At 61.4% G+C, this 25,653-nt stretch carries 23 protein-coding genes; 11 read left to right on the top strand and 12 right to left on the bottom strand.

The annotated features are described in order from the left end of the window. Nucleotides 1-2: 2 nt before the first annotated feature. Together GVL04_RS03160 and GVL04_RS03165 are read left to right on the top strand one after the other, a co-directional pair. Entirely contained in the window at nt 3-1,109 is a 1,107-nt protein-coding gene (locus GVL04_RS03160) for a Gfo/Idh/MocA family oxidoreductase (protein WP_159699453.1), read from the top strand. A gap of 23 nt (nt 1,110-1,132) precedes the next feature. Beyond that, nucleotides 1,133-2,158: a Gfo/Idh/MocA family oxidoreductase gene (locus GVL04_RS03165; protein WP_159699456.1), complete on the top strand. Its 1,026-nt coding sequence runs from the start codon at nt 1,133-1,135 to the stop codon at nt 2,156-2,158. Nucleotides 2,159-2,251: 93 nt separating this feature from the next. Here GVL04_RS03165 and iolB read toward each other — a convergent pair whose 3' ends face one another. From iolB to GVL04_RS03180, 3 genes are all read right to left on the bottom strand, one after another. Further along, entirely contained in the window at nt 2,252-3,145 is an 894-nt protein-coding gene (iolB, locus tag GVL04_RS03170; RefSeq protein WP_159699459.1) for a 5-deoxy-glucuronate isomerase, read from the bottom strand. Between the two features lie 19 nt (nt 3,146-3,164). Next, a complete protein-coding gene (locus GVL04_RS03175) occupies nt 3,165-3,905 on the bottom strand; it encodes a GntR family transcriptional regulator (protein WP_159699462.1) in 741 nt (246 codons plus the stop codon). A 605-nt stretch (nt 3,906-4,510) separates the two neighbouring features. Further along, nucleotides 4,511-4,993 carry a MarR family transcriptional regulator gene (locus GVL04_RS03180; protein WP_159699465.1) on the bottom strand — a complete coding sequence of 161 codons (483 nt, stop codon included), beginning with the start codon at nt 4,991-4,993 and terminating at the stop codon, nt 4,511-4,513. Nucleotides 4,994-5,096: 103 nt separating this feature from the next. Between GVL04_RS03180 and GVL04_RS03185 the strand changes: the two genes are divergently transcribed. Beyond that, on the top strand, nt 5,097-6,305 hold the full coding sequence (locus GVL04_RS03185) for an NAD(P)/FAD-dependent oxidoreductase (RefSeq protein ID WP_159699468.1): 1,209 nt from the start codon (nt 5,097-5,099) through the stop codon (nt 6,303-6,305). 75 nt (nt 6,306-6,380) lie between these two features. Here the strand turns inward: GVL04_RS03185 and GVL04_RS03190 are convergent, their stop codons facing one another. Then, nucleotides 6,381-8,774, bottom strand: coding sequence for an excinuclease ABC subunit UvrA (locus GVL04_RS03190; protein WP_200846738.1), 2,394 nt, complete (start codon nt 8,772-8,774; stop codon nt 6,381-6,383). Nucleotides 8,775-8,905: 131 nt separating this feature from the next. Here GVL04_RS03190 and GVL04_RS03195 point away from each other — a divergent pair, with 131 nt between their 5' ends. The 3 genes from GVL04_RS03195 to GVL04_RS03205 are packed head-to-tail and all read left to right on the top strand — an operon-like array spanning nt 8,906 to nt 11,899. Continuing rightward, nucleotides 8,906-10,042, top strand: coding sequence for a type III polyketide synthase (locus GVL04_RS03195; RefSeq protein ID WP_159699474.1), 1,137 nt, complete (start codon nt 8,906-8,908; stop codon nt 10,040-10,042). Beyond that, on the top strand, nt 10,039-10,776 hold the full coding sequence (locus tag GVL04_RS03200; protein ID WP_159699477.1) for a class I SAM-dependent methyltransferase: 738 nt from the start codon (nt 10,039-10,041) through the stop codon (nt 10,774-10,776). Before GVL04_RS03195 ends, GVL04_RS03200 begins: the two co-directional genes overlap by 4 nt. After that, nucleotides 10,769-11,899, top strand: a complete 1,131-nt coding sequence (locus GVL04_RS03205; protein WP_159699480.1) for an NAD(P)/FAD-dependent oxidoreductase — start codon at nt 10,769-10,771, stop codon at nt 11,897-11,899. The genes GVL04_RS03200 and GVL04_RS03205 overlap by 8 nt, the downstream gene beginning before the upstream one ends. Here the strand turns inward: GVL04_RS03205 and GVL04_RS03210 are convergent, their stop codons facing one another. Beyond that, complete coding sequence (locus tag GVL04_RS03210) at nt 11,900-12,307, bottom strand: nuclear transport factor 2 family protein (protein ID WP_159699483.1); 408 nt, start codon at nt 12,305-12,307, stop codon at nt 11,900-11,902. Between the two features lie 51 nt (nt 12,308-12,358). Between GVL04_RS03210 and GVL04_RS03215 the strand changes: the two genes are divergently transcribed. Further along, on the top strand, nt 12,359-13,033 hold the full coding sequence (locus GVL04_RS03215; protein WP_159699486.1) for a peptide deformylase: 675 nt from the start codon (nt 12,359-12,361) through the stop codon (nt 13,031-13,033). An 11-nt stretch (nt 13,034-13,044) separates the two neighbouring features. On the opposite strand, the gene GVL04_RS03220 is transcribed toward GVL04_RS03215, so the two are convergent. Further along, nucleotides 13,045-15,066 (bottom strand): S9 family peptidase, encoded by a 2,022-nt coding sequence (locus tag GVL04_RS03220; RefSeq protein ID WP_159699489.1) that lies wholly within the window; start codon nt 15,064-15,066, stop codon nt 13,045-13,047. 69 nt (nt 15,067-15,135) lie between these two features. Here GVL04_RS03220 and GVL04_RS03225 point away from each other — a divergent pair, with 69 nt between their 5' ends. The 4 genes from GVL04_RS03225 to GVL04_RS03240 all read left to right on the top strand — a co-directional run bounded on the left by GVL04_RS03225 (nt 15,136) and on the right by GVL04_RS03240 (nt 18,192). Then, nucleotides 15,136-15,978 carry a methyltransferase domain-containing protein gene (locus GVL04_RS03225; RefSeq protein WP_159699492.1) on the top strand — a complete coding sequence of 281 codons (843 nt, stop codon included), beginning with the start codon at nt 15,136-15,138 and terminating at the stop codon, nt 15,976-15,978. A gap of 80 nt (nt 15,979-16,058) precedes the next feature. Continuing rightward, nucleotides 16,059-16,520 carry an NfeD family protein gene (locus GVL04_RS03230; RefSeq protein WP_159699495.1) on the top strand — a complete coding sequence of 154 codons (462 nt, stop codon included), beginning with the start codon at nt 16,059-16,061 and terminating at the stop codon, nt 16,518-16,520. Between the two features lie 92 nt (nt 16,521-16,612). Next, nucleotides 16,613-17,590 (top strand): SPFH domain-containing protein, encoded by a 978-nt coding sequence (locus tag GVL04_RS03235; RefSeq protein ID WP_159699498.1) that lies wholly within the window; start codon nt 16,613-16,615, stop codon nt 17,588-17,590. A gap of 254 nt (nt 17,591-17,844) precedes the next feature. Beyond that, nucleotides 17,845-18,192 carry an RNA polymerase-binding protein RbpA gene (locus GVL04_RS03240; protein WP_011774875.1) on the top strand — a complete coding sequence of 116 codons (348 nt, stop codon included), beginning with the start codon at nt 17,845-17,847 and terminating at the stop codon, nt 18,190-18,192. 71 nt (nt 18,193-18,263) lie between these two features. On the opposite strand, the gene GVL04_RS03245 is transcribed toward GVL04_RS03240, so the two are convergent. The 6 genes from GVL04_RS03245 to GVL04_RS03270 all read right to left on the bottom strand — a co-directional run bounded on the left by GVL04_RS03245 (nt 18,264) and on the right by GVL04_RS03270 (nt 25,653). Then, the gene (locus tag GVL04_RS03245) at nt 18,264-19,007 is read right to left on the bottom strand and encodes a polyprenol monophosphomannose synthase (protein WP_159699501.1); all 744 of its coding nucleotides are present in this window, start codon (nt 19,005-19,007) and stop codon (nt 18,264-18,266) included. Between the two features lie 431 nt (nt 19,008-19,438). Then, on the bottom strand, nt 19,439-21,103 hold the full coding sequence (locus tag GVL04_RS03250) for an amidohydrolase (RefSeq protein ID WP_159699504.1): 1,665 nt from the start codon (nt 21,101-21,103) through the stop codon (nt 19,439-19,441). Between the two features lie 50 nt (nt 21,104-21,153). Further along, nucleotides 21,154-24,129 (bottom strand): RNA helicase, encoded by a 2,976-nt coding sequence (locus GVL04_RS03255; RefSeq protein WP_159699507.1) that lies wholly within the window; start codon nt 24,127-24,129, stop codon nt 21,154-21,156. Nucleotides 24,130-24,153: 24 nt separating this feature from the next. Beyond that, nucleotides 24,154-24,990, bottom strand: a complete 837-nt coding sequence (tatC, locus tag GVL04_RS03260) for a twin-arginine translocase subunit TatC (RefSeq protein ID WP_159699510.1) — start codon at nt 24,988-24,990, stop codon at nt 24,154-24,156. A 6-nt stretch (nt 24,991-24,996) separates the two neighbouring features. Further along, the gene (tatA, locus tag GVL04_RS03265; protein ID WP_159699513.1) at nt 24,997-25,266 is read right to left on the bottom strand and encodes a Sec-independent protein translocase subunit TatA; all 270 of its coding nucleotides are present in this window, start codon (nt 25,264-25,266) and stop codon (nt 24,997-24,999) included. Between the two features lie 36 nt (nt 25,267-25,302). Further along, nucleotides 25,303-25,653 (bottom strand): hypothetical protein, encoded by a 351-nt coding sequence (locus GVL04_RS03270; RefSeq protein WP_159699516.1) that lies wholly within the window; start codon nt 25,651-25,653, stop codon nt 25,303-25,305.

Below are 25,653 nucleotides of genomic sequence, written 5' to 3' on the forward strand. Positions count from 1 at the left end.
CCATGGCTTACCTCACTCCACATTCCACCTCAGTCCCTGAGCCCGTACGGATCGGTCTCGTTGGCTCCGGTTGGATGGGTGCGTTTCATGCCGAGAGCATTGCCCGCCGTATCCCTGGCGCCGTCCTTGGCGCCATCGCCGACCCCAACCTCGATTCTGCTGAGGCCCTGGCGGCCTCACTTGGCGTAGAAAAGATCACGGCAAACGCCGAGGACATCATGGCCGATCCTGGGATCGACGCCGTGGTCATTGCCAGCCCCGCCCGTTTCCACGCTTCCCTCATCACTCAAGCTGCGGCGGCCGGTAAGCATGTGTTCTGCGAGAAACCTGCGGCCCAGGACCTGGACCAACTCGATGCAGCCCTCGCTGCCGTGCAGGCCAGCGGTGTCCATTTCCAGATTGGATTCAACCGCAGATATGCGGAGGATTTCCTTGCGGCGAAACAGGACGTATCCGCAGGAACAGTCGGCCGTCCCCAGCTTCTTCGCTCCCTGACCCGCGATCCTGGCAATGGCAGCATCCCGCTCGCGGCCAAAGTACCGGCCCGGACCATCTTCCTGGAAACCCTTATCCACGACTTCGACACCCTGAACTGGTTCAACGAAGGGGCCGAACCCGTGGAAGTCTATGCAGTAGCCGATGCGTTGATTGAACCCGGGCTGCGCGACCAAGGATTCCTGGACACGGCAGTGGTCACGGTCAGATACAGCAACGGAGCCATTGGCGTGGCGGAAGCCAACTTCAGCGCTCTCTATGGTTACGACGTCCGGGGCGAGGTCTTCGGCTCCATGGGTATGGTTCAAGCGGGTCGCGCCACGGAGACCGCAAGCCGCCGCTACGCCGCCGAGGGTCTCGCGGCGGAAACCCCGCGGCTCAACGTGGAGTTGTTCCGCCAGGCCTACACGGATGAACTCATCGACTTCTCTGCCGTGGTGAGAGCACATCGCGACGGAGTGTCCCCGGTGGCCTCAGCGTTCACAGTCACACCTGGGGCCGCGGACGCCCGCCGTGCGCTTGCCTGTGCCCTGGCCTGCATCGAATCGGTCAAGCAGGGTGGCCCGGTGCCTGTTCCCGGTGCTTTGACCTTGCAATCCCTCCCGACCACCTAGAACTTCAACCACAAAGGAACACTATGAGGGACATCATTCTCGGCCTCATTGGCGTGGGGCGCATCGGCGTCATGCACGCCAACAACATCAGCGCGCTCAACGGGACTCTTCACTCCAGGGGAGTCAATATCCAGCTACGGCTGACAGATGTGGCAACGGACCATGCGCAGAACATTGCTGCAGGCCTTAATGCCGGGTTCCTGCCATCTGTGGAGGACCTGATTGAGTCAGGCCTGGACGGTTTGGTGATAGCCACCGGAACGGCTACGCACCCGGACTTGATCAGGGCGGGGGTGGATGCCGGGATCCCGGTGTTCTGCGAAAAGCCTGTGGCCCTGAACGTCACTGATGCACTGCCGACGCTGGACTACATCAAGCACAACAACGGTGTAGTGCAAATCGGCCATCAACGCCGCTTCGATGCCGGCTACCTTGAGGCCAAGCGTGAGTATCAGGCCGGTGAGTTGGGCTGGATTCATTCCCTGCGGGCGGTCACGTGCGATATGATGCCGCCGCCGGTGGAATTCCTGGCTACGTCCGGTGGACTGTTCCGGGATTGCTCAGTCCACGATTTCGACATCCTCCGCTGGCTGACGGGCCGGGAGATCGTGGAGGTCTACGCCAAGGGCTCCAACAATGGTGACCCGGCCATCGGGTTCGTCGGCGATGTTGACACGGCACTGGCCGTCGTCACGTTCGACGACGGCACGGTGGGGACGGTTTCAGCCAGCCGTTACAACGGGGCCGGCCATGATGTGCGGCTTGAGATTCAAGGCTCCAGGCGCACGATCATGGTGGGCCTGGATGAGAAGTCCGCATTGCGGTCGCCAGAAGCCTCCGTAACCTTCCCGGCCGGCCCGCCGCACCAGACCTTCGCCGAGCGCTTCGACCAGGCGTATCGCACCGAGATGGCAGCATTCGTGGAGCTGATTTTGGGGGAGCGGGAAAACCCGTGCACCCCTGAGGACGCCGTTGCGGCGTCCCGGGTGGCCGATGCGGCCCAGGAGTCCCTGGCAACTGGTGTACCAGTCAAGGTGGACCTCGGCTAGTTCGAATGACACGCTAATGCCCCCTTGCCGAACCCACTGGGTTCGGCAAGGGGGCATTTTCGCGCTTGCAACGTCTGAGGAGCCGGTGCGGCGTCAGGCCCCGAACGGAAGCCGAGGGTCGATATCCTGCCCGTCCCAGCTCTGCCGCACCCAACCATGGTGGGGATCATCACTGATAAGCCATTCGCGGACCGGGCCGGGACCGGCCATCACATTGAGGTAGTACAGGTCATAGCCGGGTGCCGCCATAGCGGGGCCGTGCCAGCCGTAGGGGACCAGTACGACGTCGCCCGTGCGGACTTCCGCGGACACATCGATGGGCCGGTCGTCTGAGGCGTACACGCGTTGGTAACCAATAGCATCGGCGTCCTCAGGTGCCCCGGAGCCCGCGGCGACCTGGGTCTCGAAGTAGTAGATCTCTTCGAGGTGGGTTTCCCCGTCCTTCTCCTCGTCGTGCTTGTGCGGGGGATAGGAGGACCAGTTGCCGGCGGGGGTGATGACTTCGCAGACAATGAACCGGTCGGCCTCCAGGGCTGCGGGTGTACCGAAATTGTGGACTTGGCGGGAGCAGTTGCCGGCGCCCCGCAGTTCCACTGGCGTTTCTACAGCCTTGATCAAACGGATCGGATACGAAGCCTGCGCAGGTGCCGTTGCGACGGCGACGCGGCCGCCGTCGGCAGAGCTGATGGTGAGGGAGGTGTCGGTGCCGGAGTACAGAACGTCGCTGGGCCCGTGGAAAACTGATTGCCGTCCCGCAAGCGGGTATTCGACACCACTCACGGTGACTACGAACGCGCCGGTGAGCGGAACCACGATGCGTTCCTCACCTCCGGCAGGAAGTTCGACGGCGGCGCCCGCCGCCAGCGTCGCGACCTTAAGACCGGTGTGGGCCCAGCCGTCCACGGCGGTGGAGGAGTCCGATGTTCCGAGAGAGATGTCCCAGTCGCCGTCGGCTGCGGTGCCCAGGGGGTAGACCCAGTTGGTCATGGTGGGGGAGTCCTTCGTGTTAGCGCTGTACGAGTGTCATTTCAAAACTGTAGGAGTCCGCTCGATAGACGTGATGACCGGTTTCGACCCTCCGGCCGGTGTCGTCCACGGCCGTTCGTTCCATTGTCACCAACGCAGAATTGACGTCTGTTTCCAGCAGGGGTGCTTGGTAATCGTTGGCGATCATCGCGCCGATCCGTTGATTCGCCAGGCGGAAGTTGACGCCACCCCGGCGCAGGATTGCATAGAGTCCCTCGGAGGCCAGCATGGATTCGTCCATGGTGGCGATGTCGTCGCGGACCCAGTTTTCCATCAGCGCCAGTGGCTTGCCACCGACTTTGCGCAATCGCGTGAAGTGGTAGACCTTGGAGCCGGCAGGAAGCTGGAGCGTAGCCAGCGTGGGGGCATCGGCCTCCATGTGGGAGAAGCTCAAGACCTCCGTGGTGGGCTTTTTGCCGTTGTTCGTCAGGTCGTCGAACAGGCTGGAAAGCTCGAGCGGACGTCGGACCTGGCTTGAGACAACTTGGGTTCCTACGCCCCGTTTGCGTACCAGGAGGCCGGAACGGACCAGCTCATCCATGGCCTTGCGCATGGTGGGCCGGGACAAATTGAGCTGGGCTGCGAGGTCGATCTCGTTGTCCAGGCGGCTACCCGGTTCCAGTACACCGCTGTGGATTGCCGCCTCGATGCCCTGGACTACCTGATGGTACAAGGGCACGGGGGAGGATCGATCGATGTTGAGACCAAGTTGATTCGCCACTGAATGCTCCCCGCGTTACAGATCCAACCCCGCCGTCACTTGTCACGACGTAGGAGTATGTCACCCTTTGTTCTTTTGATAGGACATGCCTTCTTTTCTCGATACTAGCAGGCGTCCTGTGAGGGTCAAGTAAGCCCGGCTGCGCTGCAGACCGAAGAATTTCGTTAAGGCATGTCCTGACGTCAGGGCAAGGCTCCGGAGTTTGGGCAGGGAGCGGGGCGAAGCAGTCGGCTTGGTGGGATATCACCCAGGCGGCGGCGGAAGGTGGCTCGCCCTGGTTTGCACCCAGAATCCGGTCCGTTCCAAAACCTCCCGCGCTACGGCTTCTGCCGATATGTCCGAGGAATCCACCGCGAAGTCATCCAGTGTTCTGTTTGCCAGGATGTTCTCCAGCTCGGCTGCCCGATTCAAATGCCAATGCAGCCCGTCCGGGTCATTCCTGTGGCGGGCATTTAGGCGGGCCTGGAGGGCTGATTCGCTGGCGGTAAGCCGGCGGACATCAAGGGGTGGAGGCGGCCCAGGGGACTCCCATTCAGCTTTACTTTACATAATGTAGATTATCGGCGTTATGAAGGAATGCCCGGGAGGGGGTGCCGGGCTTCGCGTCAGCCTGCTTCGTTTCCTAAGCGCGCTGCTGCGTTCTTCTGGATTTCCGCGGCCTTAGCTGAGTAATCGGCGATGACGCGTAGGTCGTCGTCGCTGTAGCCCTCAAGTAAGCCTGTCAGTCCACTCATGAAATCGACGAAGTATGGCGTTGCGGCAGTTACTTGGTCGCCGATCAGCTCTATCAATACTTTCCGCTTATCCTCGTCATGCCTGACCCTGCGGGCTATGCCCTTGCCTTCCAGTCGCTGCATCAGCCCGGTCACCGAGGCTGGCGCCAGGCCCGAATGCTGGCCGAATTCTCCTGCCGTCATGGGTCCGAACCGCAGCAGGATATCTATGGCTTTGCCTTCCGTTGCGGACAATCCACGGAGTTCGGAGAGCTTCGTGTGGAACATCACGGCCGCCGTCGATAGTTCCCGCCCGGAAGCGAAAACAGCTTCGAGCAGGGCCTTTCGAGCGTCCGCGTCGCTGTCTGGGTGCATCCTCAGAGGCTAGCAAGGTATTTCGAGATTCCGAAAGGATTGACCCAACCATGGTCTCGACGTATATTTCGTTCGACCGAACGAAATATATCTGGAGGCTCTGATGTTGAATTGCATGGTTGTTGGTGCCGGTATTGCCGGACTCTCCAGCGGCATAGCGCTGCACAAGGCCGGCCATCGACCTGTCATTTTCGAATCCTACGGAGCGCCGTCGGATGGCATCGGCGGGTTCCTGACGGTGGCCGTTAACGGTTTCGATGCCTTGGAAACCCTCAATCTCAAAGCGGCGGCAGCCAACTTGGGTTTTAGCACTCCCCTCATGTCCATGTACTTGGGAAGTAACGGTAGGCACCTCGTGGACTTCGACTACGGCGGGTCCCTGCCCGACGGCACCACCGCCCGCACCATGACCCGTTCCGAGCTGTACAGCTTGCTGCGGGAAGAAGCCGGTCGGCTCGGTATCAGCATCGTTTATGACAAGCGGCTGACCACGGTGGAGGAAAGTCGCGACGGCGTGAGGGCGGTTTTCCACGACGGAACCACTGCACATGGGGACATTGTGGTTGGTGCCGATGGCCTTCATTCACGCGTCAGAAAGCTGATAGATCCCACATCGCCGGCGCCCAGGACCATTCCGTTGCTTAACACGGGCGGCATAGTCGCTGCGGGGGTTTTGAAGGCCGAGCCGATGGACGTCGAACCCGGGCGCATGAAGATGGTTTTCGGTAAGCGCTGCTTCTATTGCTACATGCAGGATCCCGACGGCCGGATCTGGTGGTTTGCCAATCCCCTGCAACGGTCCTCTGAAGATCCCGCCACGTTGGACGCCGGCGCCCGCAAGGCTTGGTTGACCAAGCTCGTCGCCGGGGACCGTACGATGATGGCGGCCATCATCACCGCTACGGATGACATCATCAGGCCCTACACGACCTCGGATTTTCCAAGCATTCCGCGCTGGCAGCGCGAGAGGCTTGTTCTGGTGGGCGATGCCGCCCATGCAGCTTCGCCGTCGTCCGGTCAGGGAGCTTCCATGGCAATTGAAGATGCGGTCACGTTGGGTCGTTCGCTCCAAGGGCTGGCGCCGGACTCAATTTCGGAGGCGCTGGCGCGTTATGAGAACGAACGCAGGACCCGGGCGGAATCCGTGGTCGAATGGGGACGCAGAAATGCGGCGCCGAAGATCCGCGGCCAGTTCAAGCGCGTTTTCGAGGATCTGGTGCTGCCGGCGGTCTTCCGCGGAATCGCACGAAAGTCGAAGGACGACTTTGATTGGGTGTATCGGCATCACATTGAGTGGGACACTGCGAATTGATGCCTCTACTGACGCAAATCATCAGGAAGGCACCGGGCCGGCATGGACTCTGCCGGCCCGCAGCGTGAGGAAGTCTCAGGAGCCCACGTAGGCTGCCAGGTGCTTGCCGGTGAGCGTCGACTTGCCAGCCACAAGCTCGGCAGGCGTGCCGGCGAAAACGATCTTGCCGCCGTCGTGACCTGCACCGGGGCCAAGGTCAATGATCCAGTCGGCGTGAGCCATGACAGCCTGGTGATGTTCGATCACAATGACTGACTTTCCGGAATCCACCAAACGGTCCAGCATTCCCAGCAGGTTCTGGACATCGGCCAGGTGCAGGCCAGTGGTCGGCTCATCCAGAATGTAGGTGTCGCCCTTTTCGGACATCTGCGTGGCCAGCTTCAGTCGTTGACGTTCACCGCCGGACAACGTTGTGAGTGGTTGGCCGAGGGTCAGGTAACCCAAGCCGACGTCGGCCAGGCGGTCAAGGATCTTGTGGGCGGCAGGGGTTCGTGCATCCCCCTCACTGAAGAAGACCTCAGCCTCATTGACAGACATTGCAAGCACTTCTGCAATATTTCGGTCCCCCAGTTTGTACTCCAGGACTGACGCCTGAAAGCGCTTTCCATCGCACTCTTCACAGGTGGATTCCACGGTCGCCATGACGCCGAGATCCGTGTAGATCACGCCGGCGCCATTACAGGTGGGGCAGGCGCCCTCCGAGTTTGAGCTGAACAGCGCCGGCTTCACGCCATTGGCTTTGGCGAAGGCTTTGCGGATGGGCTCCAGGAGTCCTGTGTAAGTGGCAGGATTGCTCCTGCGGGAACCTCGGATGGCCCCTTGGTCGATCACCAGGACACCGTCGCGGTTTGCAATTGAGCCATGAATCAATGAGCTTTTTCCGGAGCCGGCCACGCCGGTGAGGACGCAGAGAACGCCGAGGGGGATGTCGACGTCGACGTCTTTCAAGTTGTTCGCTGATGCGCCGCGGACTTCCATTTTGCCCTTGGCAGAACGGAAATCGTCCTTGATGGAGGCACGGTCGTCGAGGTGGCGCCCAGTGATGGTGTCGCTCCCCCGAAGACCTTCCAGATGACCCTCGTAGCACACAGTGCCACCTCCGGTCCCTGCGCCGGGACCGAGGTCCACAACGTGATCGGCAATCGCGATGGTTTCGGGCTTGTGCTCCACCACGAGCACGGTGTTTCCCTTATCCCGCAGCTGCAGCAGGAGCTGGTTCATCCGCTCGATGTCATGAGGGTGCAGCCCAATGGTGGGTTCATCGAAGACGTAGGTGATGTCTGTCAGGGACGATCCAAGATGTCGGATCATCTTGGTCCGTTGTGCCTCTCCCCCGGACAACGTGCCGGCGGGCCGATCAAGGGAAAGGTACCCCAGGCCGATTTCCGCAAATGAGTCCAGGAGGTGCTGGAGTCCCTTCAAGAGCGGAGCAACTGAGGGCTCGTCCAGATCGCGAATCCATTCTGCAAGGTCGCTGATCTGCATGGTACACACATCTGCGATGCTCTTGCCCTTGATCTTGGATGACCTGGCCTCGGGGCTCAACCGGGTACCTTCGCACTCAGGGCACGTGGTGAACGTGATGGCCCGCTCAACGAAGGCCCGGATGTGCGGCTGGAGCGCGTCGACGTCCTTGCTCAGCATGGACTTCTGGATCTTGGGGATCACGCCTTCGTAGGTGAGGTTGATGCCCTCAACCTTGATCTTGGTGGGCTCACGGTACAGGAGATCGTGGAGTTCTTTCTTGGTGAACTTGGCGATGGGCTTGTCCATGTTGAAGAAGCCGGACCCGCTGAAGATGCGTCCGTACCAGCCATCCATGGTGTACCCGGGGATGGTGAGTGCGCCTTCGCTGAGGGACTTGCTGTCGTCGTACAGCGCAGTCAGGTCAAAGTCGTTGACCGAACCCATGCCCTCACAACGCGAACACATTCCACCCAAGCGGTTGAAGCTGGCCTTCTCTGTCTTGGTCTTGCCCTCGCCACGCTCCACCGTGATGGCACCGCTGGCCTTCACTGTCGGGACGTTGAAGGAATAGGCGTTGGGTGAGCCGATGTGTGGGTGTCCCAGGCGGCTGAACAGAATCCGCAACATAGCGTTGGCGTCGGTAGCTGTGCCCACCGTCGACCGCGGGTTGGATCCCATTCGCTCCTGGTCCACGATGATCGCCGTCGTCAATCCTTCGAGCATGTCAACGTCCGGCCGGGCCAGGGACGGCATGAAGCCTTGCACAAACGCGCTGTACGTTTCGTTGATCATCCGCTGCGACTCTGCAGCGATGGTGGCGAAAACCAGCGAGCTTTTCCCGGATCCCGAAACGCCCGTGAACACCGTGAGCCGGCGCTTCGGAATCTCGATGCTGACGTCTTTCAGGTTGTTTTCACGCGCACCTTGAACCCGGATCAGATCGTGGGTGTCAGCAACGTGCGATTCGGGAGATTGCGTGTCAGTGCCCGCAGCAATAGTCATCATTTCTCCATCTGTTAGGCGGCGCTGCCCAACAGTCCCCCGTCGGCGTCGCCTGGCTCACCCTGACCAACCTCGGTCAGTACGTTTGATTCTGCCATTGTCTTCACAGGTTTACTCACTAAGAATGAAGCATGCCGGTATACATGAGGTCCCTTGAAACCGCAGTTCCGCCAACCATCCTCGTCCAGCAACAAGCACGCGAAGTTTTTGCATCCCAGCCAGGCCTGACCCGGCTGGGAACGCGGCTGGTCACCACCTGTTTTGATTCAGCAGCCATCGACACCCGCTACACGGCTGTCGAAGAGCTCAGCCTTGACGCCCATCCCGAGAATCCACGGTTCTTCGATCCCGAAACCAACAGGGTGCTGAGCCCAAGCACCAAGGTCCGGAACGAAATCTTCGCCACAGAAGCCACCAAGCTTTTCGTTGAGGCAGGCAAGACGGCTGTAGCTCAAGCGTCCGGCATCGATTTGGACGACATCACCCACGTCATTACGGTGTCCTGCACGGGATTCTTCAATCCAGGACCCGACTACAAAGTGGTCCGGGCCCTTGGACTCAACCCTGCCGTGCAGCGGTACCACCTCGGATTCATGGGCTGCTATGCCGCCTTCCCCGCACTCAAGGCAGCCAAGCAGTTCTGTATGGCCGATCCCGAGGCTGTGGTTTTGGTGATCTGTGTTGAGCTCTGTTCCCTGCACGTCAGGACCTCGAATGATCCCGACACGATCATGGGCTCAGCCATTTTCGGCGACGGTGCGGCGGCAGCAATCGTCACGGCCCGTGAACCGGAGGGGCCGGATCCGGTGATCAGGCTGGACCATTTCGAAACTGTCCTCACACCGGTGGGCGAGGAAGCCATGGCCTGGAACATCGGCGACGAAGGATTCGAAATGGTGCTGGGCTCCTACGTGCCCCACATCATCGAAGAACACATCACCGGAGCCCTGGAGCCGCTTCTCGCGAAGGAGCCACAGCTTGCCGGACTCCCTTACCGGGACATCACACATTGGGCCATCCACCCCGGTGGCCGCAGCATCCTGGACAAGGTGGAGTCCAAGCTGGAACTGACGCAGGAACAGTTGGTGCCAGCCCGGGAGACGCTGCGCGAGTACGGAAACATGAGCAGCGCCACGGTGTTGTTTGTCCTGAAGTACATGCTGGAAAAGCCAGCCACGGACCGTGAGGAGCGCATCTGTTCCATGGCTTTCGGCCCGGGGCTGACGGTGGAGACGGGCCTCTTTACCCTGGTCTCCCCTGCCCTGTGAGTCCATGGGGATCCCTGCAGGACAGGGATCTGTCCGCAATTGAGGAGATGGACAGGGCCGACTGCAACCCCGAACGCCTCAAAAAGACCTACGCCAGGTTTCCGGTGGTCAATAGCCTGCTTTCCGGTTGGCGAGGCACCTACCACCAACGGATCCGGCCCTTGCTGACGGTAGGCCGCAAAGGATCGCTGTTGGACATCGGTTGTGGCAGCGGAGACGTTGCCCGAAGCCTCGCGCTGTGGGCTCAGCAGGATGGCTTCAGCCTTGCGGTGACAGCGATCGATCCGGACGGCAGGGCCTATGAATTTGCGTCACAGGCTCGACGCGTTGAGGGCGTCACTTATCGTCAGGCCCATAGCTCCGAGCTCGTTCGGGAGGGACGGACCTACGACGTCGTGATCTCGAACCATATCCTCCACCACCTCGACGCCGGGCAACTCGAAGGAGTGCTTCGCGACTCCGAGTCGCTCAGCAACAGCCTCGCCCTCCACAACGACCTCAAGCGCAGCAACGTTGCATACCTGTTGTTCGCTGCAGGGTTTTGGCCCTTGGGCCTGGGCTCCTACATTTGGGGTGATGGCCTGACGTCCATCAAGCGCAGCTACACAGCGGCGGAACTGGCATCGGCCGTGCCCAACGCATGGCGGGTCGAAAGAAACGGCCCGTGGCATAACCTGCTGGTCCATGAGCGGCGCCTTGCCGGCGCCCAGGACCAAAGGCAAGAACGTGCTTGACGTTGTGATTGTTGGTGCCGGTCCTGTGGGACTCTTCATGGGCGCCTTGTTGCTTCAGGGCGGACACCATGTCCGCATCCTGGAGCGCAGGATTAGCAGGAGTGGCCGCTCACGGGCGATAGGCATCCACCCTCCAGCGCTGACGGAGTTGGCGCGTGCTGGAGTCGCCGACGAACTGATTGCCGCCGGGGTCCTTATTCGCAGGGGCGTGGCCTACAGCCAACGACAGAAAGTTGCCACGTTGGCGTTCGATGGCGACCCCGCATACCCGTTCATCCTTGCAGTGCCGCAGGCAGTCACGGAGAACATCCTCGAGAAGACGGTGTTGGCATTGGACCCCGGGGCCATTATCCGTGGCGCCGATGTTCAGGAGGTAGTGGACGATTTCAGATCCGTCCACATCGAGGCGGCTTCGTCTTCAGGGGGCCTTGAATTCCGTGCCAGGCTGGCGGTTGCTGCTGACGGAGCGCATTCGTTAATCCGTCAGCGGATCCTGCCGCACCTTCCATCCCGGAGCTATCCGGACTCTTACATCATGGGCGACTTCGCGGATACAACCGGGCACGGGACCGACGCGGTCTTGTTTCTGGAGCCTGCTGGGATTGTGGAGTCGTTTCCGCTGCCAGGCAGCGTGCGCAGATGGGTGGTAAGGCTGGGGGCGCCGGACAAAGGCTCGACGGCGGACGGGCTGGCGGAACTGGTTGGGGTGAGGACGGGCGAGGTACTGGATGCCGGCACCAACACGATGTTGAGCGCCTTCGAAGTGCGTTCACGGCTGGCCAAGCGGATGGTTCACGGCCGTCTGGTCCTGCTCGGTGACGCTGCCCACGAAATCAGCCCCATCGGAGGGCAAGGCATGAACCTGGGATGGCTGGACGCCGCTGCACTCGCGCCCATCATGGGCAATTCCTTCCAAGGGGACGATGTGGGGCGAATTCTCAAGAACTTCGAAATGTCACGCCGGAGTGCCGCCCTGCGGGCATCAAGGCAGGCCGGGCTGAACATGGCTCTCGGCCGGCCGCTGGCACCTCATGTCATGCTCGCCAGGAACAAGCTCTTCGCCAGCGCTCTTGAGTTTCCCGCCGTCGCAGGGTTGGTGGAGCGGCGCTTCACCATGCGCTAGCTATTCCGGCGTGGTGTAGTAGCAGTCGTAGGTATCCTGGCTGATGATCAAACCATCGCGAAGCTCGAAAACGGCAGTACTCCGGGCGCGGATGGTGTCGCCGCGGTCCCAATGGGGCAGGTCAAGGAGCAGTGTGGCAGACCAGTTCATCTCCAGCACTACCCGGTTTTCCTGGCTGGTGGTGCGGACCACGTCAAACCGCTGATTGGCAACAATCTCCTTGCTGTGGTCGGCGCCGGCCAACGTTTCCGCGAGGGCCCTGGTGGAGCCTGTCTTGGACAAGGCATGCGGCCACTCGGTGAGTTTGAAGTCCTCGGCAAGGAAGGGCCGCAGCTCAGCAGCTCCGCCGCCGGCTTCAACTGTTTTGACGAAACCCAGTACACGGTCCAAAGGGGTGGAATCGCTCATTCGTCGAGCCTAGCCCAACGTCGCGGGCACCCGCCGCGTTAGGCTCGACACATGACGCACCAACCTCATCCCGAGGCCAAGAGCCCTGCCACGGACTTCAATCCCACGCAGATCAGGGACACTGTCCGCCGACTGCTGGATTCGGAAGAGCTCCCGGCCATTGTCCAGGCGGGGCACCCCGTCCTGCGCCAGATGGCCGCCCCGTTTGATGGCCAGATCGACGACGTAGAGTTGATGGCCCTAGTGGATCGGATGCGCGATGTCATGCACGACGCGCCGGGGGTTGGCCTCGCTGCTCCACAGCTGGGGATCCCCTTGCAAGTGGCCGTGCTTGAGGACAAGTACGAGGTTGACCCGGCATCTGCGGCCGTTCGCCACCGGGAACAACTGGAATTCTTCGCCATCATCAACCCGGAGTACAGGCCGCTGGGGATTGAGACAGCCTCGTTCTACGAAGGATGCCTCTCAGTCGCCGGCTACCAGGCTGTTGTGACACGCCACCGCAACGTCGAGTTGCGCTTTACCAATACGGCCGGCGAGCCCATGGAAGAGTGGTTTTCAGGATGGCAGGCCCGTATCGTCCAGCACGAAACGGACCACCTCCACGGCTGCCTGTACCTGGACCGCGCCGAAATCCGGTCGCTGTCCAGCAACGAAGAGCACTCGGCCCGTTGGTCTGCGCCGCAGATTGAGGATGCCCGCAGGGCTCTCGGGTTCCTTCACTGAAATCCGGGACGTCATTTCGGGGCGTCAGGCTGGTTTGACGCCGTGGGGAGGAACTTTGCCCACCAACGAAGGATGTGTTCGAAGCGCTGCCTGCGATGATGCGGCGTACCGGACCTGGACAGCTCGTGGTCCTCGCCGGGGAACACCAGCAGGGCAGTTTCCACGCCCTGGCTCTTCAGCTGTGAGTAGTAGCGCTGTCCCTGTTCAATGGGGCAGCGTAAGTCATTTTCGCTGTGAACCACCAGTGTCGGAGTCGTGACAGCGCCTGCGACGGCCATGGGGCTCTGGGCTGCCATCTGCTCAGGCGTACCCCCGGTGTATTCTCCGCCAAAGAACCAGCCAATGTCAGATGAACCTGTGAAGCTGACGGGGTCCAGGAAGCCGCGTTCCACGATCGAAGCCTTGAACCGATGGTCATGGGCGATGGTCCAGGCGGTCAAGTAACCGCCATATGAACCGCCCATGATGCCCACGCGATCCTCGTCCAGCGCATCCACCGCGGCCAGGGCAGAGTCCAGGAACGCAAGGACGTCTCGCATATCCACTGTGCCCATGCGCTGCTTGATGGCCCGCCCGTGGGCCTGGCCATACCCGGAAGACCCCCGCGGATTGCACATCACCACTGCGTATCCGGCAGCTGCGTAGACCTGTGCTTCGTCGAAGTAGGCACCGGTGTACTGTGCGAACGGTCCGCCATGGATATTCAGCAGGACCGGGTGTGGGCCGGGCCCGTCAGGCAGCACCAACCAACCGTGGATAGGGTGGCCGTCCTCAGAGGTGGCCTCGACGTCCAGTGGCTCGCTGACCCGTGAATTGTTCCTGAGGCCTGCGGAGAAGTCCGTCAACAGGCGGAGCTCACCCCGTTCCAGCGACGCTACATCGCCCACAGTGGTGGCATCCGAATAGCTGACAGCGATTTCGCCGTTGGCCGCCACTGTTGCCCCAATGACCACCCGGGCACCATGGACAAGCGGTGTGATCCCGCCTTCCGCGGGAACATCGAGCAGTTCGACGCTGCCCAGGGCCGTGTTCAGGACCAGCACGCTTGCGGGACCACTCGGCTCCAATGGCCCAGAGACATCCAGGTATTCGACATCGGTCAGTCGTGTGGCCTCTCCCCCGCCGATGGGCATGGCATGGAGCGAGGTGTTACGTGCCACGAAATCCCTGCCCGTTTCTCCCATGTCCTGGGCAAGGTAGAAGAGCCACTGACCGTCAGTTGACGTGCGGACCTCGGCGACGGTCTGCAGTTTCCCGGTTGATGGTTCGACGGCGATTGGCTGGCCTCCGGAGGCATCGACGCGGTAGATCGAGGTGACCAGGTCCTCGTCGTGCCCTTCCTGCAGGCCTGCCACGAAATAGAGCTGTGAACCGTCAGCAGAGAAGCACGCAGACTCATGGTCAGCATCGCCAAAGGTGATCTGCCTGGCTGCAGGAACGCCTGAGACCACGCGGGCTGGTTGTTCGTGTGCGGCCCGCCCCCTGAGGGCGACTGCCGGCTCGCCACCCAGTTCCGGGACCTCAACGACGAACAACTGCTGGCGTTGGTCGGAGGTATACCCCAGGCCGTTGGCCCTGTACTGATTGGTAGTAATAAGGCGACCGTCCTCGCCGCCTGCCGTGACGCCGTCGACTGTTCCGTAGCGCCCCTGCTCCGGCACGCGGGCCGCGAAGGCGATTCGGTGGGAGTCGGGCGCCCATTCGAAACTACCCACGCCGGCATGCTGATCCGTGATTCGCTGCGGCTCGCCACCGGCCGCCTCCACGACGAACAACTGCGGCTTCCCGTCGGGCTCGCTGCGAAGGAAGGCAAGGACCAAGCCATCAGGTGAGAAAGCCGGGGAGGTGTCCTTGAAGCCTCGGGTGATGCGACGCGGATGTTTGGTGGTGTCCAAGGGGATGCTCCACAACTGGCCGACGTAACTGTCAGCATCAAAATCCGGCCTCGTGACAGATACCACCGCCTTGGTCCCATCGGGGTGGATGGCCGGGGCGGATACGGAGTTCAGCAGGGAAAGTTGCTCGGGTTTCACGAGGGTGAGCCTAGCCCGGCGGTCAAGCGCGCGGCACCAGACACTCCGTCCCACCGTAGGATTGAAGCCATGTTGTCCGACGCCGTCGCTGCCCTCCGTTGTCCTGTTTGCCAAGGGGCGCTCAATCTCACGGCGGACCCGCAGCGGACACTTGCCTGCCGGTCCGGACATACTTTCGACGCCGCAAAACAGGGCTACTTCAACATGCTGACGGGTAAGGGCACCGTGTTTGAAGCTGATACGGCCGACATGGTGGCGGCACGTTACCGGTTCCTCGATGGCGGGCACTACTCTGCCCTGGCTGATGCAGTTGCCGACATAGCCGCTGGCGTGCTTGAACAACCCGATGGGTTGGTTCTGGACGCGGGCACCGGTACCGGTCACTATCTCCACGCAGTAGTCCGGAAAACCGGGGCCACTGCCATCGGCCTGGATATCTCCAAGTTCGCGCTCCGCAGGGCGGCGCGGCTCAACCCGCAGTCCATTAGCCTGGTGTGGGACATTTGGCGTCCCTTGCCTGTGGCTGATAATTCCGTGGACGCAGTCATGGTGGTTTTTGCCCCGCGAAACCCCGCAGAATTCGCCCGCGTGCTCCGCCCCGGAGGGAAACTGGTCATCGTGACACCCCGGCCGGGCCATCTCGCTGAAATCGCTGCCCGGACAGGCATGCTGGGTATCGAAGAAGGCAAAGAAGAGCGTCTGGCAGAGACCATGAGGGGGCACTTCGGTTCAGGGACCAGCCAAAGCCTGGATATTCCCCTGTTGTTGAGTGGACGGGAGGTGGCAGACGTCGCCTTCATGGGCCCGGCCGGCCACCATCTCCTCCCCGGGCAGCTGTCCGAACTGGCCGGACTTGACGGTTCGGTGTCCACGACGGCGAAGTTCCGGATCAGCGTGTTTAACGTGTCCTGACGTGGGACGGTACGTCGGGCTAGGATGGAAGGACAGCGACTGTGATCCCGCCCGCGGGATCCGGGACCAAGGGGGAACGGATGTTTGAATGGCTCGGCGAGAATTGGTGGGCCCTCTGGCTCACAGTGTTCCTCGCGTTCGCAGTGGTGGAGATGCTGACTCTCGACCTCTTCTTCATCATGCTGGGCGGCGGAGCCCTCGCTGGGCTGATCGCTGACTTCGCCGGCGCCGATTTTTGGCTGCAGATCGTCATCTTCTCCGTCGTATCCCTCCTCATGATTGCCTTCGTGCGGCCCGTTGCGCTCAAACACCTCCACAAGGGGCCCGAAGAACAACGCTCCAACATTGACCGCCTGATAGGGCAGTCCGCTCTCGTCATAGAAGCCGTGAGCGGGACAAGTGGACTCGTCAAAATCGGTGGTGATGTCTGGAGCGCGCGCAGCACCGCTGGAGTCATCGACGCCGGCGCAACAGTCCAGGTCACCAAAATTGACGGCGCGACGGCGGTAGTCGCCTCGTCTGCCGACAACAGCCCGCGCTGAGGCGCGCCTCTTGATTTAGTCGGTTGCCGGGTTGGGCAGCCCGCCCGCGCATAACCGCATCAAACCACGCAATTGGGGAACGAAGGAGATGTATGGACGGCTTAGGAGGAACAGCAGCAGCAATTGTGCTGATTGTTCTCGTCATTTTTGTCATCATCGTGTTGGTCCGCTCGGTAAGGATCATCCCGCAGGCCCGCGCCGGCGTCGTTGAACGACTCGGCAAGTACCAGCGCACGCTCAACCCGGGACTTACCATCCTGATCCCGTTCGTCGACCGGCTTCTGCCGCTGCTCGACCTTCGCGAACAGGTAGTGTCATTCCCTCCGCAGCCGGTCATCACCGAAGACAACCTGGTGGTCTCCATCGACACCGTGGTCTACTTCCAGGTGACCGATCCAAGGGCAGCAACGTACGAGATCGCAAACTACATCCAGGCCGTGGAGCAGTTGACCACCACCACGCTTCGTAACGTGGTTGGTGGGCTCAACCTTGAAGAAGCCCTCACGTCCCGCGACCAGATCAACGGTCAGTTGCGCGGAGTCCTCGACGAAGCGACGGGACGTTGGGGCATCCGTGTATCCCGCGTGGAACTGAAGGCGATTGATCCGCCCCACTCCATCCAGGACTCGATGGAAAAGCAGATGCGCGCAGAGCGTGACCGTCGTGCAGCCATCCTGACCGCTGAAGGCACCAAGCAGTCCCAGATCCTCACCGCAGAAGGCCAGCGGCAAGCCGCCATCCTCGCAGCTGAAGGTGATGCGAAAGCAGCTATCCTCCGTGCTGACGGTGAAGCGCAAGCCATCCAAAAGGTCTTCGACGCGATCCACAAGGGAAATCCGGACCAGAAGCTCCTTGCCTACCAGTACTTGCAGACGCTTCCTAAGATCGCTGAAGGAAGCTCGAACAAACTCTGGATCATTCCGAGTGAAGTCGGCGAAGCGCTTAAGGGCATCGGTGGTGCCCTCGGCGGGAACGGCGGGGACTCCCCTGTCGGTCTGTTCGGTGGTAATGAAGAAGCCAAGGCCTCTGCACCGATGGCATCCGGAGAACACGCGAAGCCCGCAGAATAACAGCATTCACGACGTTGCGAGCGGTCAGCCATTCGGCTGGCCGCTCGTTGTCGCTACCGCCTTTTGAGTAGTAGGACCTGATCCGCGTATAATGGGATATTTGTCCGGCTGGTTCAGTGCGGATGGAACATAAAAGCTTTGCCAGGCGTTGCAATTAGTGATGCAAGGTGTGCAGAAGTAGTCCGTAAGGAACGTGAAAACGGCTTACGGCTAGCGCGGAGTTCCTGCTCCGCGAACAGACAGAGGGAGTAATCATGAGCGATCGCAGCCTGCGGGGTATGCGTCTTGGCGCCCAAAGCATGGAAACCGAGTCCGGCGTTGAACCGGCGCCGCGCCAGCGGGTCGAGTACCGCTGCGAGGATGGCGAGCAGGTCTTCGTAACCTTCTCCTCCGAAGCCGAGATTCCCCCGGTTTGGGTTTCCAAGACGGGCAAGGAAGCGCTTCTGGTTGACGGCGAGCGTCCTGTGGATGCCAACGAGAAAGCCGTACGTACCCACTGGGACATGCTGCTGGAACGCCGCAGCCTTCCCGAGCTGGAGCAGATCCTTGAGGATCGTTTGAACATTCTGCGTGAACGCCGTGGAGAGCGTCGTTCCGCGTAGTCTGCAACGCAGACAAAAAGGTCGGGCCGGGTTCCTTGAGGAACCCGGCCCGGCCTTTTCTCTTGCCGATACTACTTGGCGATGGCAGGTGACTTGCGGGTGAGCTTCGCCCAACGTGCTGCCACTCCCCATTTGGTGACATTGATCATGGCTTCCACAACGATGTTGCCACTCATCTTGGAGGCACCAAGTTCACGCTCGACGAACGTGATGGGGCGTTCTTCGATGCGGAGGCCCAGTTTGGCCACCCGCCATGCGAGGTCCACTTGGAAGCCGTATCCAACCGATTCGACTTCGTCCAGGTTCAGGGCCTCAAGCGTGGTGCGCTTGAAGGCACGGTAGCCGCCGGTAACGTCCTTGATTTTTACACCCAACATGATCCGCGCGTAAGTGCTGCCGATGCGGGAGATGGCTTGGCGGTACAGCGGCCAGTTAACGACGCTGCCACCGGTGACCCAACGGGACCCCATTGCGAGGTCTGCGCCGTCCTTGACGGCGTCGAGAAGCAGCGGCAGCTGCTCCGGCTTGTGGGAACCGTCGGCATCCATCTCTACCAGGACGTCGTATCCTGCGGCCAGGCCCCACTTGAAGCCGGCGATGTAGGCAGCGCCGAGTCCTTCCTTGCCCTTGCGGTGCAGAACGTGCACCTGGCTGTCCGCTGCGGCGAACTCGTCGGCAAGCTGTCCCGTGCCGTCAGGGCTGTTGTCGTCAACCACCAGAACATCAGACTCGGGAACAGCTGCGCGCAGCCGTCCCAGCGTCACGGGGAGCGATTCGAGCTCGTTGTAGGTGGGAATGATCGTCAGGACACGCAAGAAGAGGCCTTTCCTTGATGGAGCGGTCAGTGTGCCGGACCAGCCTGGCGGCTGGCATTCTGGCGCAACTCTCCATTATAGGACGCCGGAAGGCACTCCTTGAGCGGCTGTGGTGTCAGACACAGGCAAGGGCCTGGTGCAGGGAGCAGAATGCCGCGGGCAGGTCCACAAGCCCAGGACCAGTGGCGCCGGGCAAAGAATCCCTGACGAACTGTTTTCTGGGTCACTGCGGACCTGCCCACCTGTTTGCCGCCACCATGAACGTGTTCCGGCCACGGCCGGACCCCCAAGCCTCGGCTTTGCCGCTGCGTTGATTGTCCGTTGAGCCTCAATGCTACGGACTCCCCCCACACTGTCAACCGCCCGGTGACCTGCGGTTCCATGCGTCGGCCCAGTTCAGTGACCCTCCCCGAGGCGAGAAATTGATCCCGTTAGGCGCGGAGGTTCTCGTGCGCGAACAGTTCCTGTCCTTCACGGACCGTCTGCAAGCAGCGAGGGTCGCTGCCGGTATCCAGCGCAGGCAACAGTGGTGTCCGCGCCCTCGGGTCCGTGCTCCAGGACTGTACGCGGCTGTCTGCCACCTGAACCATGAGCTCTTCGGCTTCCCACACGGCGAAGCTGGCAGGTGCTCCGGGCACCAGTTGGCCCATCAGGGGGTTTCGGTGCTTCGCGGCCCGCCAGCCTGCCCGGGTGTGCCCCAGGAATGCGGCCCTGGCAGAAATCCGCTGATCCGGATTGCTGTGCTCCAGGCACGCCCGGACACTGGACCACGGCCGCAGGGGCGTGACGGGGCTGTCGCTGCCAAACGCAATCGGCACGCCGCTTGCATAGAAGGAAGCGAATGGATTCATGGCTTTGCTCCGGCCGCCCAAGCGCTGGTCATAGAGACCGCCTGGAGCGCCCCACGCGGCATCGAAACCCGGCTGCACGCTGACTGTGATGGAGTACTTGGCCAGTCTGTCGACGGCGGATTGATCAGCCATCTCAACGTGTTCCAGTCGGTGGCCCGCAGCCCGGATACGCTGCTCTCCCACTTCGGCCGCGGCTGCATCCAACGCACTAAGAACCGCATCGAGGCCAGCATCGCCGATGACATGGAATCCTGCCTGGATGCCCAGTTGGGAGGTAGCGGCAAGGTGCCGGGCCGCGTCATCCACGGAGAGGTACAGGCTGCCGCGGTGCCCGGGCGCATCCGCATAGTCGTCTATGAGGGCCGCCGTTCGGGAGCCGATGGAACCATCCATGTTGAGGTCGCCCGCGAGGCCCAGGACCCCTGTACCCAAGCCCTCCAGGATGCTTTGGGCGTGCTCGGCCGATGAAGCAAGCTCACCCCAATAAGGCAGGATTTCCGGGCTGTTTCCCTCGTCATTCCATGAGGCGGCCATCCGGAGGTCATCGGGTCCGCAGATGTGGGGTGCCGACATTTCAGCCAAGGCGACGTAGCCGTGGGAAGCCGCTTCCTGGAGGGCTCGTTCCTGGTAAGCACGTCGTTCAGACGCAGGGAACTGCCGTGCTGTAAGCCTTGCGGCAGAATGTGCTGCTCGCACCACCCGTGAGCTGCCGGAGAATCCATCCAAGCCGTCCAAATCCGCCGCCAAGGCCAGTGACGGGGAGACCAAGGCAGAATGGACATCGATGCGTGAGAGGTAAACCAGCCGTCCGCCGGCTGCCCGCTCGATCTCCTCGAGGGTAGGCAAAGCGGAGTCGTGCCAGGCTGTGTCATCCCAGCCGTGTCCCAGGATGCTGCCGGAACCTCCGGCCGTGGCAGCAGCAACGGCGTCGAGGAGTTCCTTGGCCGAACGGGCCGCGGTGAGGTTCAGGCCCGACAACGCGAGGCCGGTTTCGGTCAGGTGCGCATGGGAATCGACAAAACCCGGAGCCAGGAGGGCGCCTCGGAGATCGATAATCTCCATCGATGAATCGGCGATGGATGTAGCTGCCTGCTCGGAACCGACCCAGGCAACGGTATCGCCGTCCACCACCATGGCGGTGGCGAACGGATCAGCGGCGGTATAGATAGAACCGTTGCGGTACATCGTGACCCGGCGGTCCTTTGCGTTGCGGTTTTGGCCGGCAGGCGCGCCTGGCTGGTTCATTGGTTGAGCTCCTCGAGCGTTGAAAGCAGTAAATCAGATGAAGATGTGGGCTAGGCCACCGTGGAGTAGGCAACGACGCCGCGGCGGACCAAGTCAATGGATTCCCGGCAGATTCGTGCCACGCGTGGGTCCAGCTGCGGGATTTTGGCCAGCTGGTCGAGCAGATCCACTACCTGCTTGGCCCAACGGACGAAATCACCGGCAGCGAGGTCGGTTCCGCTGAGGACTTCCTGAAGATGACGGCCTTTGGCCCACTTATACATAGGCCACATCAGGCCGAGTTCCGGTTCACCGGTCAAGGGAAGCCTGTTGTGCTCCTCGGTGTCCTCCAGCTGGGACCATTCCCGGATGACGATGTCCACAGCCGATTCGAGCGAAATGGTGGGCATCTTTGGCCGCAGCCCGCGGTCCTCGCGTTTGGCTTGGTACACCAAGGTGCTGGCCAGGGACGCCAGCTCTGCGGCGTCGAGATCGTTAAGGGCGCCGCGGCGGACCGACTGGGAGATGAGCAGGTCCTTTTCGCCATAGATCCTGCGCAGCCGCTGCCCGTCGGGGCTGATGGTGACCTGCCCGGCGTCGTTCGTCTCCAAGTAACCATATGCCGACAGAACATCACACACACGGTCGAACGTCTTGGCGATAGTGTTGGTGCGGCCTTGGATTTGACGGACCAGGCCGTCGGTTTCCTTACGCAGTTTCCACCACCGCTCCGACCACCGGGCGTGGTCTTCGCGTTCGCTGCAGCCATGGCACGGATGGGCCCGGAGCGCGCGCCTCAGGTCGGCAATTTTCTTTTCCTGGTCCGGCAGGCGGGCTCCGAGGCCGAAGTCCTCGTGCCTGCTGTTGCGGCGACTCTCTGGTGCGTCTTCGCTGATTGCGTGGCGCATGGACGAGGCAAGGTCCCGGCGGGCCTTCGGGACCTTGGCGTTGAAGGATTTCGGAATGCGGATCCGGGTCACCGGCGATACCGGGCCTTCAAGGTCGTGGACACCGATGCGACGGAGTTGGTTGTCCGAGGTGAGCACCGACGGGCGGGGCTCACGGGCGTTTCGATCCACTTCAAGGACCACTGCATGCCCGGCAAGCCTGCCGCTGTAGATGCTGATGACGTCGCCGGGAATCAACCGTGCCAGGGAGTCGGCAACATGGGACTTGCGGGCACGCTGATGGTCGCGTGCAGCGAAATTCTCGGCGTCACTGAGCTCGCGCCGGAGCTTTGCGTATTCGGTGAAGTCTCCGAGGTGGCACTGCATGGACTTTGCATAGCCTGCCAGGGACTCCTCGCGCCCCCGGACCTGCCGGGCAAGACCCACCACGGAGCGGTCCGCCTGAAATTGCGCGAAGGAGGACTCCAGGATTTCGCGGGCGCGCCCGCGGCCAAACTGGGCAATCAGGTTGATGCTCATGTTGTAGGTGGGCCTGAAGCTGGAGTTCAAGGGGTAGGTGCGGCGTGAAGCCAGACCGGCTACGGCCGCAGGATCGGTCCCCGGTTGCCACAGCACAACTGCATGGCCCTCGACGTCGATGCCCCGGCGTCCGGCGCGTCCGGTGAGTTGTGTGTACTCCCCCGCCGTGATGTTGACATGGGCTTCACCGTTGAACTTCTCCAATTTTTCCAGGACCACGCAACGGGCTGGCATGTTTACCCCAAGGGCCAGCGTTTCGGTGGCGAAGACCGCCTTCACCAGGCCGTCGGCAAAGAGCTTTTCCACCACTTCCTTGAACGTCGGAAGCATGCCTGCGTGATGGGCAGCAAAGCCCCTGACAAGTCCGTCGCGCCAACCCCAGAAACCGAGGACATCGAGATCATCGGCGGGAATTTCGTGGCTGGCCTCGTCCACCCGCTGGGCAATGATTTGCTGTTCCCGCTCTGTTGTCAGCCACAGCCCGGATGCAGCGCACTGAGCCACTGCGGCGTCACAGCCGGCCCTGGAGAAAATAAACGTGATGGCAGGCAGGAGATCCTGGCGCCTGAGGCTCTCGATGACTTGTGGACGGCTGGCCTTCCGGACAGGGCTGCGCTGCTCTGACTGCTGCCGCTCATCGCGGTAGCGGTCTTGGCGCCGGCGGCTGCGTCCCCCATGACCAAAGCGTCCGCTCATGTTCATGCGGCTCTCGGAACGGGCCATCGCCAACAGATCCGGATTGACTTCGAATTCCGGGCCGGTGACTGCCTGGCGGACCTTGAGGGGAGTAGAACGTTTGGCGGCGGAGTTCCTGTGGTCAGCTGCCACTGGTGCGTTCACCTCTTCATCGGACTCGGAAAGATCCGGTGCTTCGGTTTCTTGTGCTCCAGGGGCCTGGGGCGCGATCTCGTCAAAGGTGGTGTCTCCAGCGAAGAGATCAACAATTTCCCGGCCCACCATGACGTGCTGCCACAGTGGCACCGGACGGTGCTCGGAAACGATGACGTCAGTGTCGCCCCTGACCGTATCCAGCCAGGCGCCGAACTCTTCGGCGTTGGAGACTGTGGCACTCAGTGAGGCAACCTGCACCTCGCTGGGCAAATGAATGATGACTTCTTCCCAGACGGCCCCGCGGAATCGGTCGGCCAGGTAATGGACCTCGTCCATCACGACAAAACCAAGGTCACCCAGGGTCTCTGAATCGGCATACAGCATGTTCCGAAGGACCTCGGTGGTCATGACCACCACTGGAGCCTCGCCGTTGATGGTGGTGTCGCCTGTCAGCAAGCCAACATTCTCTGCCCCGTACTTAGCCGCCAACTCCGAGAACTTCTGGTTGCTCAGAGCCTTGATGGGGGTGGTGTAGAAGGCCTTAAGCCCCCGCTCCAGGGCAAGATATATGGCAAACTCGCCAACTATGGTTTTACCCGCACCCGTCGGGGCTGCTACCAGGACCCCGCGGCCTTCCTGGAGCGACCTGCACGCCTCACGCTGGAAGTCGTCCAGGTCGAAGTCCAGGGAACGGGCAAAGGCGCCAAGGTACGTTTTCGACTCAGCTGCCCGCTGGGCTGCCGCTTGATAGCGGTCTGATGGAGATGAAGACCCGGAAATGGAGGACATGCATCAAGCCTAGTGGCCCAACGTCTAGAGATTCTCCAGATCCGTTGCCGGGGTGGCGATGTCTGCGTTGGCTTCGGTCTCAGCTGCCTTTTTGATGGCGCGACGCTCGCGGCGCCGGTCGTTCCAGAGGCAGACGCCGATGGCCGCGAAGAACAGAAGCAGCATGGGCGCTGCGAGGTAGAACATGCTCATGGCATCTGCGCCGGGAGCAGCCATCGCAGCGAACAGGCACACCAGGAAGATCGTGATTCGCCAACTCTTGACCAACTGCTTGCCTTTGACGATCCCGGCAAGGTTCAGCCCCACAAGAACCACCGGGACAAGGAAAGCAATGCCGAAAGCCAACAGGAGCCGCAGAACGAACGCGAGGTAGATCTCCGCGCTGATGAAGTTTGACCCACCCGAAGGAGTGAAATCGGTCAACACGCGAACGGCGTTGGGCAGTACCAGCCAAGCAAGGAGGACACCACCAATGAAAAGGGGTACCGCCGCTGCGACGAAGGACAACGCCAAGCGTCGTTCCTTTTTGTGCAGCCCGGGCACGATGAAGGCCCAGAGTTGGTAGATCCACACAGGACTTGACAGGATCACGCCAAGAAAAACCGAAACCTGGACCATGAGGTCGAATGAACTGGCCACGCCGTCAAAGTTCAGGGTCGCAGCGCGGCCCTCTTTCTCGTTGAGGTCCTTGATCGGCTTGATCAAGCCCTCCAAGAGCGGCTGGTAGACAATGAAGCCCACCACGGTACCCAGGATGATACCGATTGCAGCCTTGAAGAGCCGGTTCTTGAGTTCCTTGAGGTGGTCAAGGAGCGCCATCCGGGCTTCGGGGTTGGCCTTGCGCCCCTTCGTTTCTACCACTTCTGTTTAGACGCGGTTGGCGGGCGGAACGTCAGTCTCGCCGTTGTTCTTGGCCTTGGCGTCCGGGTGGCCTACTACCTTGCCTTCGACGGCGTCGGAAGCGTCCTGGGAGTCCTTCGTTTCGGAAGAACCATCCTTCTTCATTTCCCGGACTTCAGACTTGAAAATACGCATCGACTGCCCAATGCTGCGCGCCATGGACGGCAGCTTCGGCGCTGCAAAGAGCACCAGAGCCAGGACGATGATGATGATGAGATGCCAGCCTTCGAGCCTCATGTGGGGAGGTCCTTTCCTTTTGGATACATCCTACGTCTATCTGAATTCAATGTCGTGCAGGGATTGGGGCTGACCCCGATCTGCTTTGCGCTTGACGCGCCTTTGGCGACGAACTTCCTGGCGGAAGGCTTTGGCCGTCAGGTAATCATGACGTATCTGATCCGGGGAGGCAAAAATTGCGGAGCCTGGTTCAGCGCGCGCTTCCGTCGTTTCAACGTCGGAGGTTTCCACGTCGGGCGAAAGTTTGCTGAAACGTTTACCCGCGTCGCCCAATTCATGAACAGTTGACATGAATTTCCTGAACAAGCGGTACCCCAGCGTCAGGTGAAGCAACAACGAAAGGGCTATGAGCGCGATCCACAACAGGATCCAGAACCACCAAGGCAT

This window comes from Arthrobacter sp. 18067 (assembly GCF_902706295.1).
In the GTDB taxonomy this organism is placed as follows: domain Bacteria; phylum Actinomycetota; class Actinomycetes; order Actinomycetales; family Micrococcaceae; genus Arthrobacter.

What these genes read in the sequence shown, in the direction of transcription:
- GVL04_RS03210 (WP_159699483.1), bottom strand. Translation starts at nt 12,307, where the DNA reads ATGAGCGATTCCACCCCTTTGGACCGTGTACTGGGTTTCGTCAAAACA.
- GVL04_RS03180 (WP_159699465.1), bottom strand. Translation starts at nt 4,993, where the DNA reads ATGCACCCAGACAGCGACGCGGACGCTCGAAAGGCCCTGCTCGAAGCT.
- GVL04_RS03230 (WP_159699495.1), top strand. Translation starts at nt 16,059, where the DNA reads ATGTTTGAATGGCTCGGCGAGAATTGGTGGGCCCTCTGGCTCACAGTG.
- GVL04_RS03250 (WP_159699504.1), bottom strand. Translation starts at nt 21,103, where the DNA reads ATGAACCAGCCAGGCGCGCCTGCCGGCCAAAACCGCAACGCAAAGGAC.
- GVL04_RS03160 (WP_159699453.1), top strand. Translation starts at nt 3, where the DNA reads ATGGCTTACCTCACTCCACATTCCACCTCAGTCCCTGAGCCCGTACGG.
- GVL04_RS03195 (WP_159699474.1), top strand. Translation starts at nt 8,906, where the DNA reads ATGCCGGTATACATGAGGTCCCTTGAAACCGCAGTTCCGCCAACCATC.
- iolB (WP_159699459.1), bottom strand. Translation starts at nt 3,145, where the DNA reads ATGACCAACTGGGTCTACCCCCTGGGCACCGCAGCCGACGGCGACTGG.
- GVL04_RS03190 (WP_200846738.1), bottom strand. Translation starts at nt 8,774, where the DNA reads ATGACTATTGCTGCGGGCACTGACACGCAATCTCCCGAATCGCACGTT.
- GVL04_RS03225 (WP_159699492.1), top strand. Translation starts at nt 15,136, where the DNA reads ATGTTGTCCGACGCCGTCGCTGCCCTCCGTTGTCCTGTTTGCCAAGGG.
- tatA (WP_159699513.1), bottom strand. Translation starts at nt 25,266, where the DNA reads ATGAGGCTCGAAGGCTGGCATCTCATCATCATCATCGTCCTGGCTCTG.
- GVL04_RS03235 (WP_159699498.1), top strand. Translation starts at nt 16,613, where the DNA reads ATGGACGGCTTAGGAGGAACAGCAGCAGCAATTGTGCTGATTGTTCTC.
- GVL04_RS03270 (WP_159699516.1), bottom strand. Translation starts at nt 25,653, where the DNA reads ATGCCTTGGTGGTTCTGGATCCTGTTGTGGATCGCGCTCATAGCCCTT.
- GVL04_RS03240 (WP_011774875.1), top strand. Translation starts at nt 17,845, where the DNA reads ATGAGCGATCGCAGCCTGCGGGGTATGCGTCTTGGCGCCCAAAGCATG.
- GVL04_RS03255 (WP_159699507.1), bottom strand. Translation starts at nt 24,129, where the DNA reads ATGTCCTCCATTTCCGGGTCTTCATCTCCATCAGACCGCTATCAAGCG.
- GVL04_RS03165 (WP_159699456.1), top strand. Translation starts at nt 1,133, where the DNA reads ATGAGGGACATCATTCTCGGCCTCATTGGCGTGGGGCGCATCGGCGTC.
- GVL04_RS03185 (WP_159699468.1), top strand. Translation starts at nt 5,097, where the DNA reads ATGTTGAATTGCATGGTTGTTGGTGCCGGTATTGCCGGACTCTCCAGC.
- GVL04_RS03215 (WP_159699486.1), top strand. Translation starts at nt 12,359, where the DNA reads ATGACGCACCAACCTCATCCCGAGGCCAAGAGCCCTGCCACGGACTTC.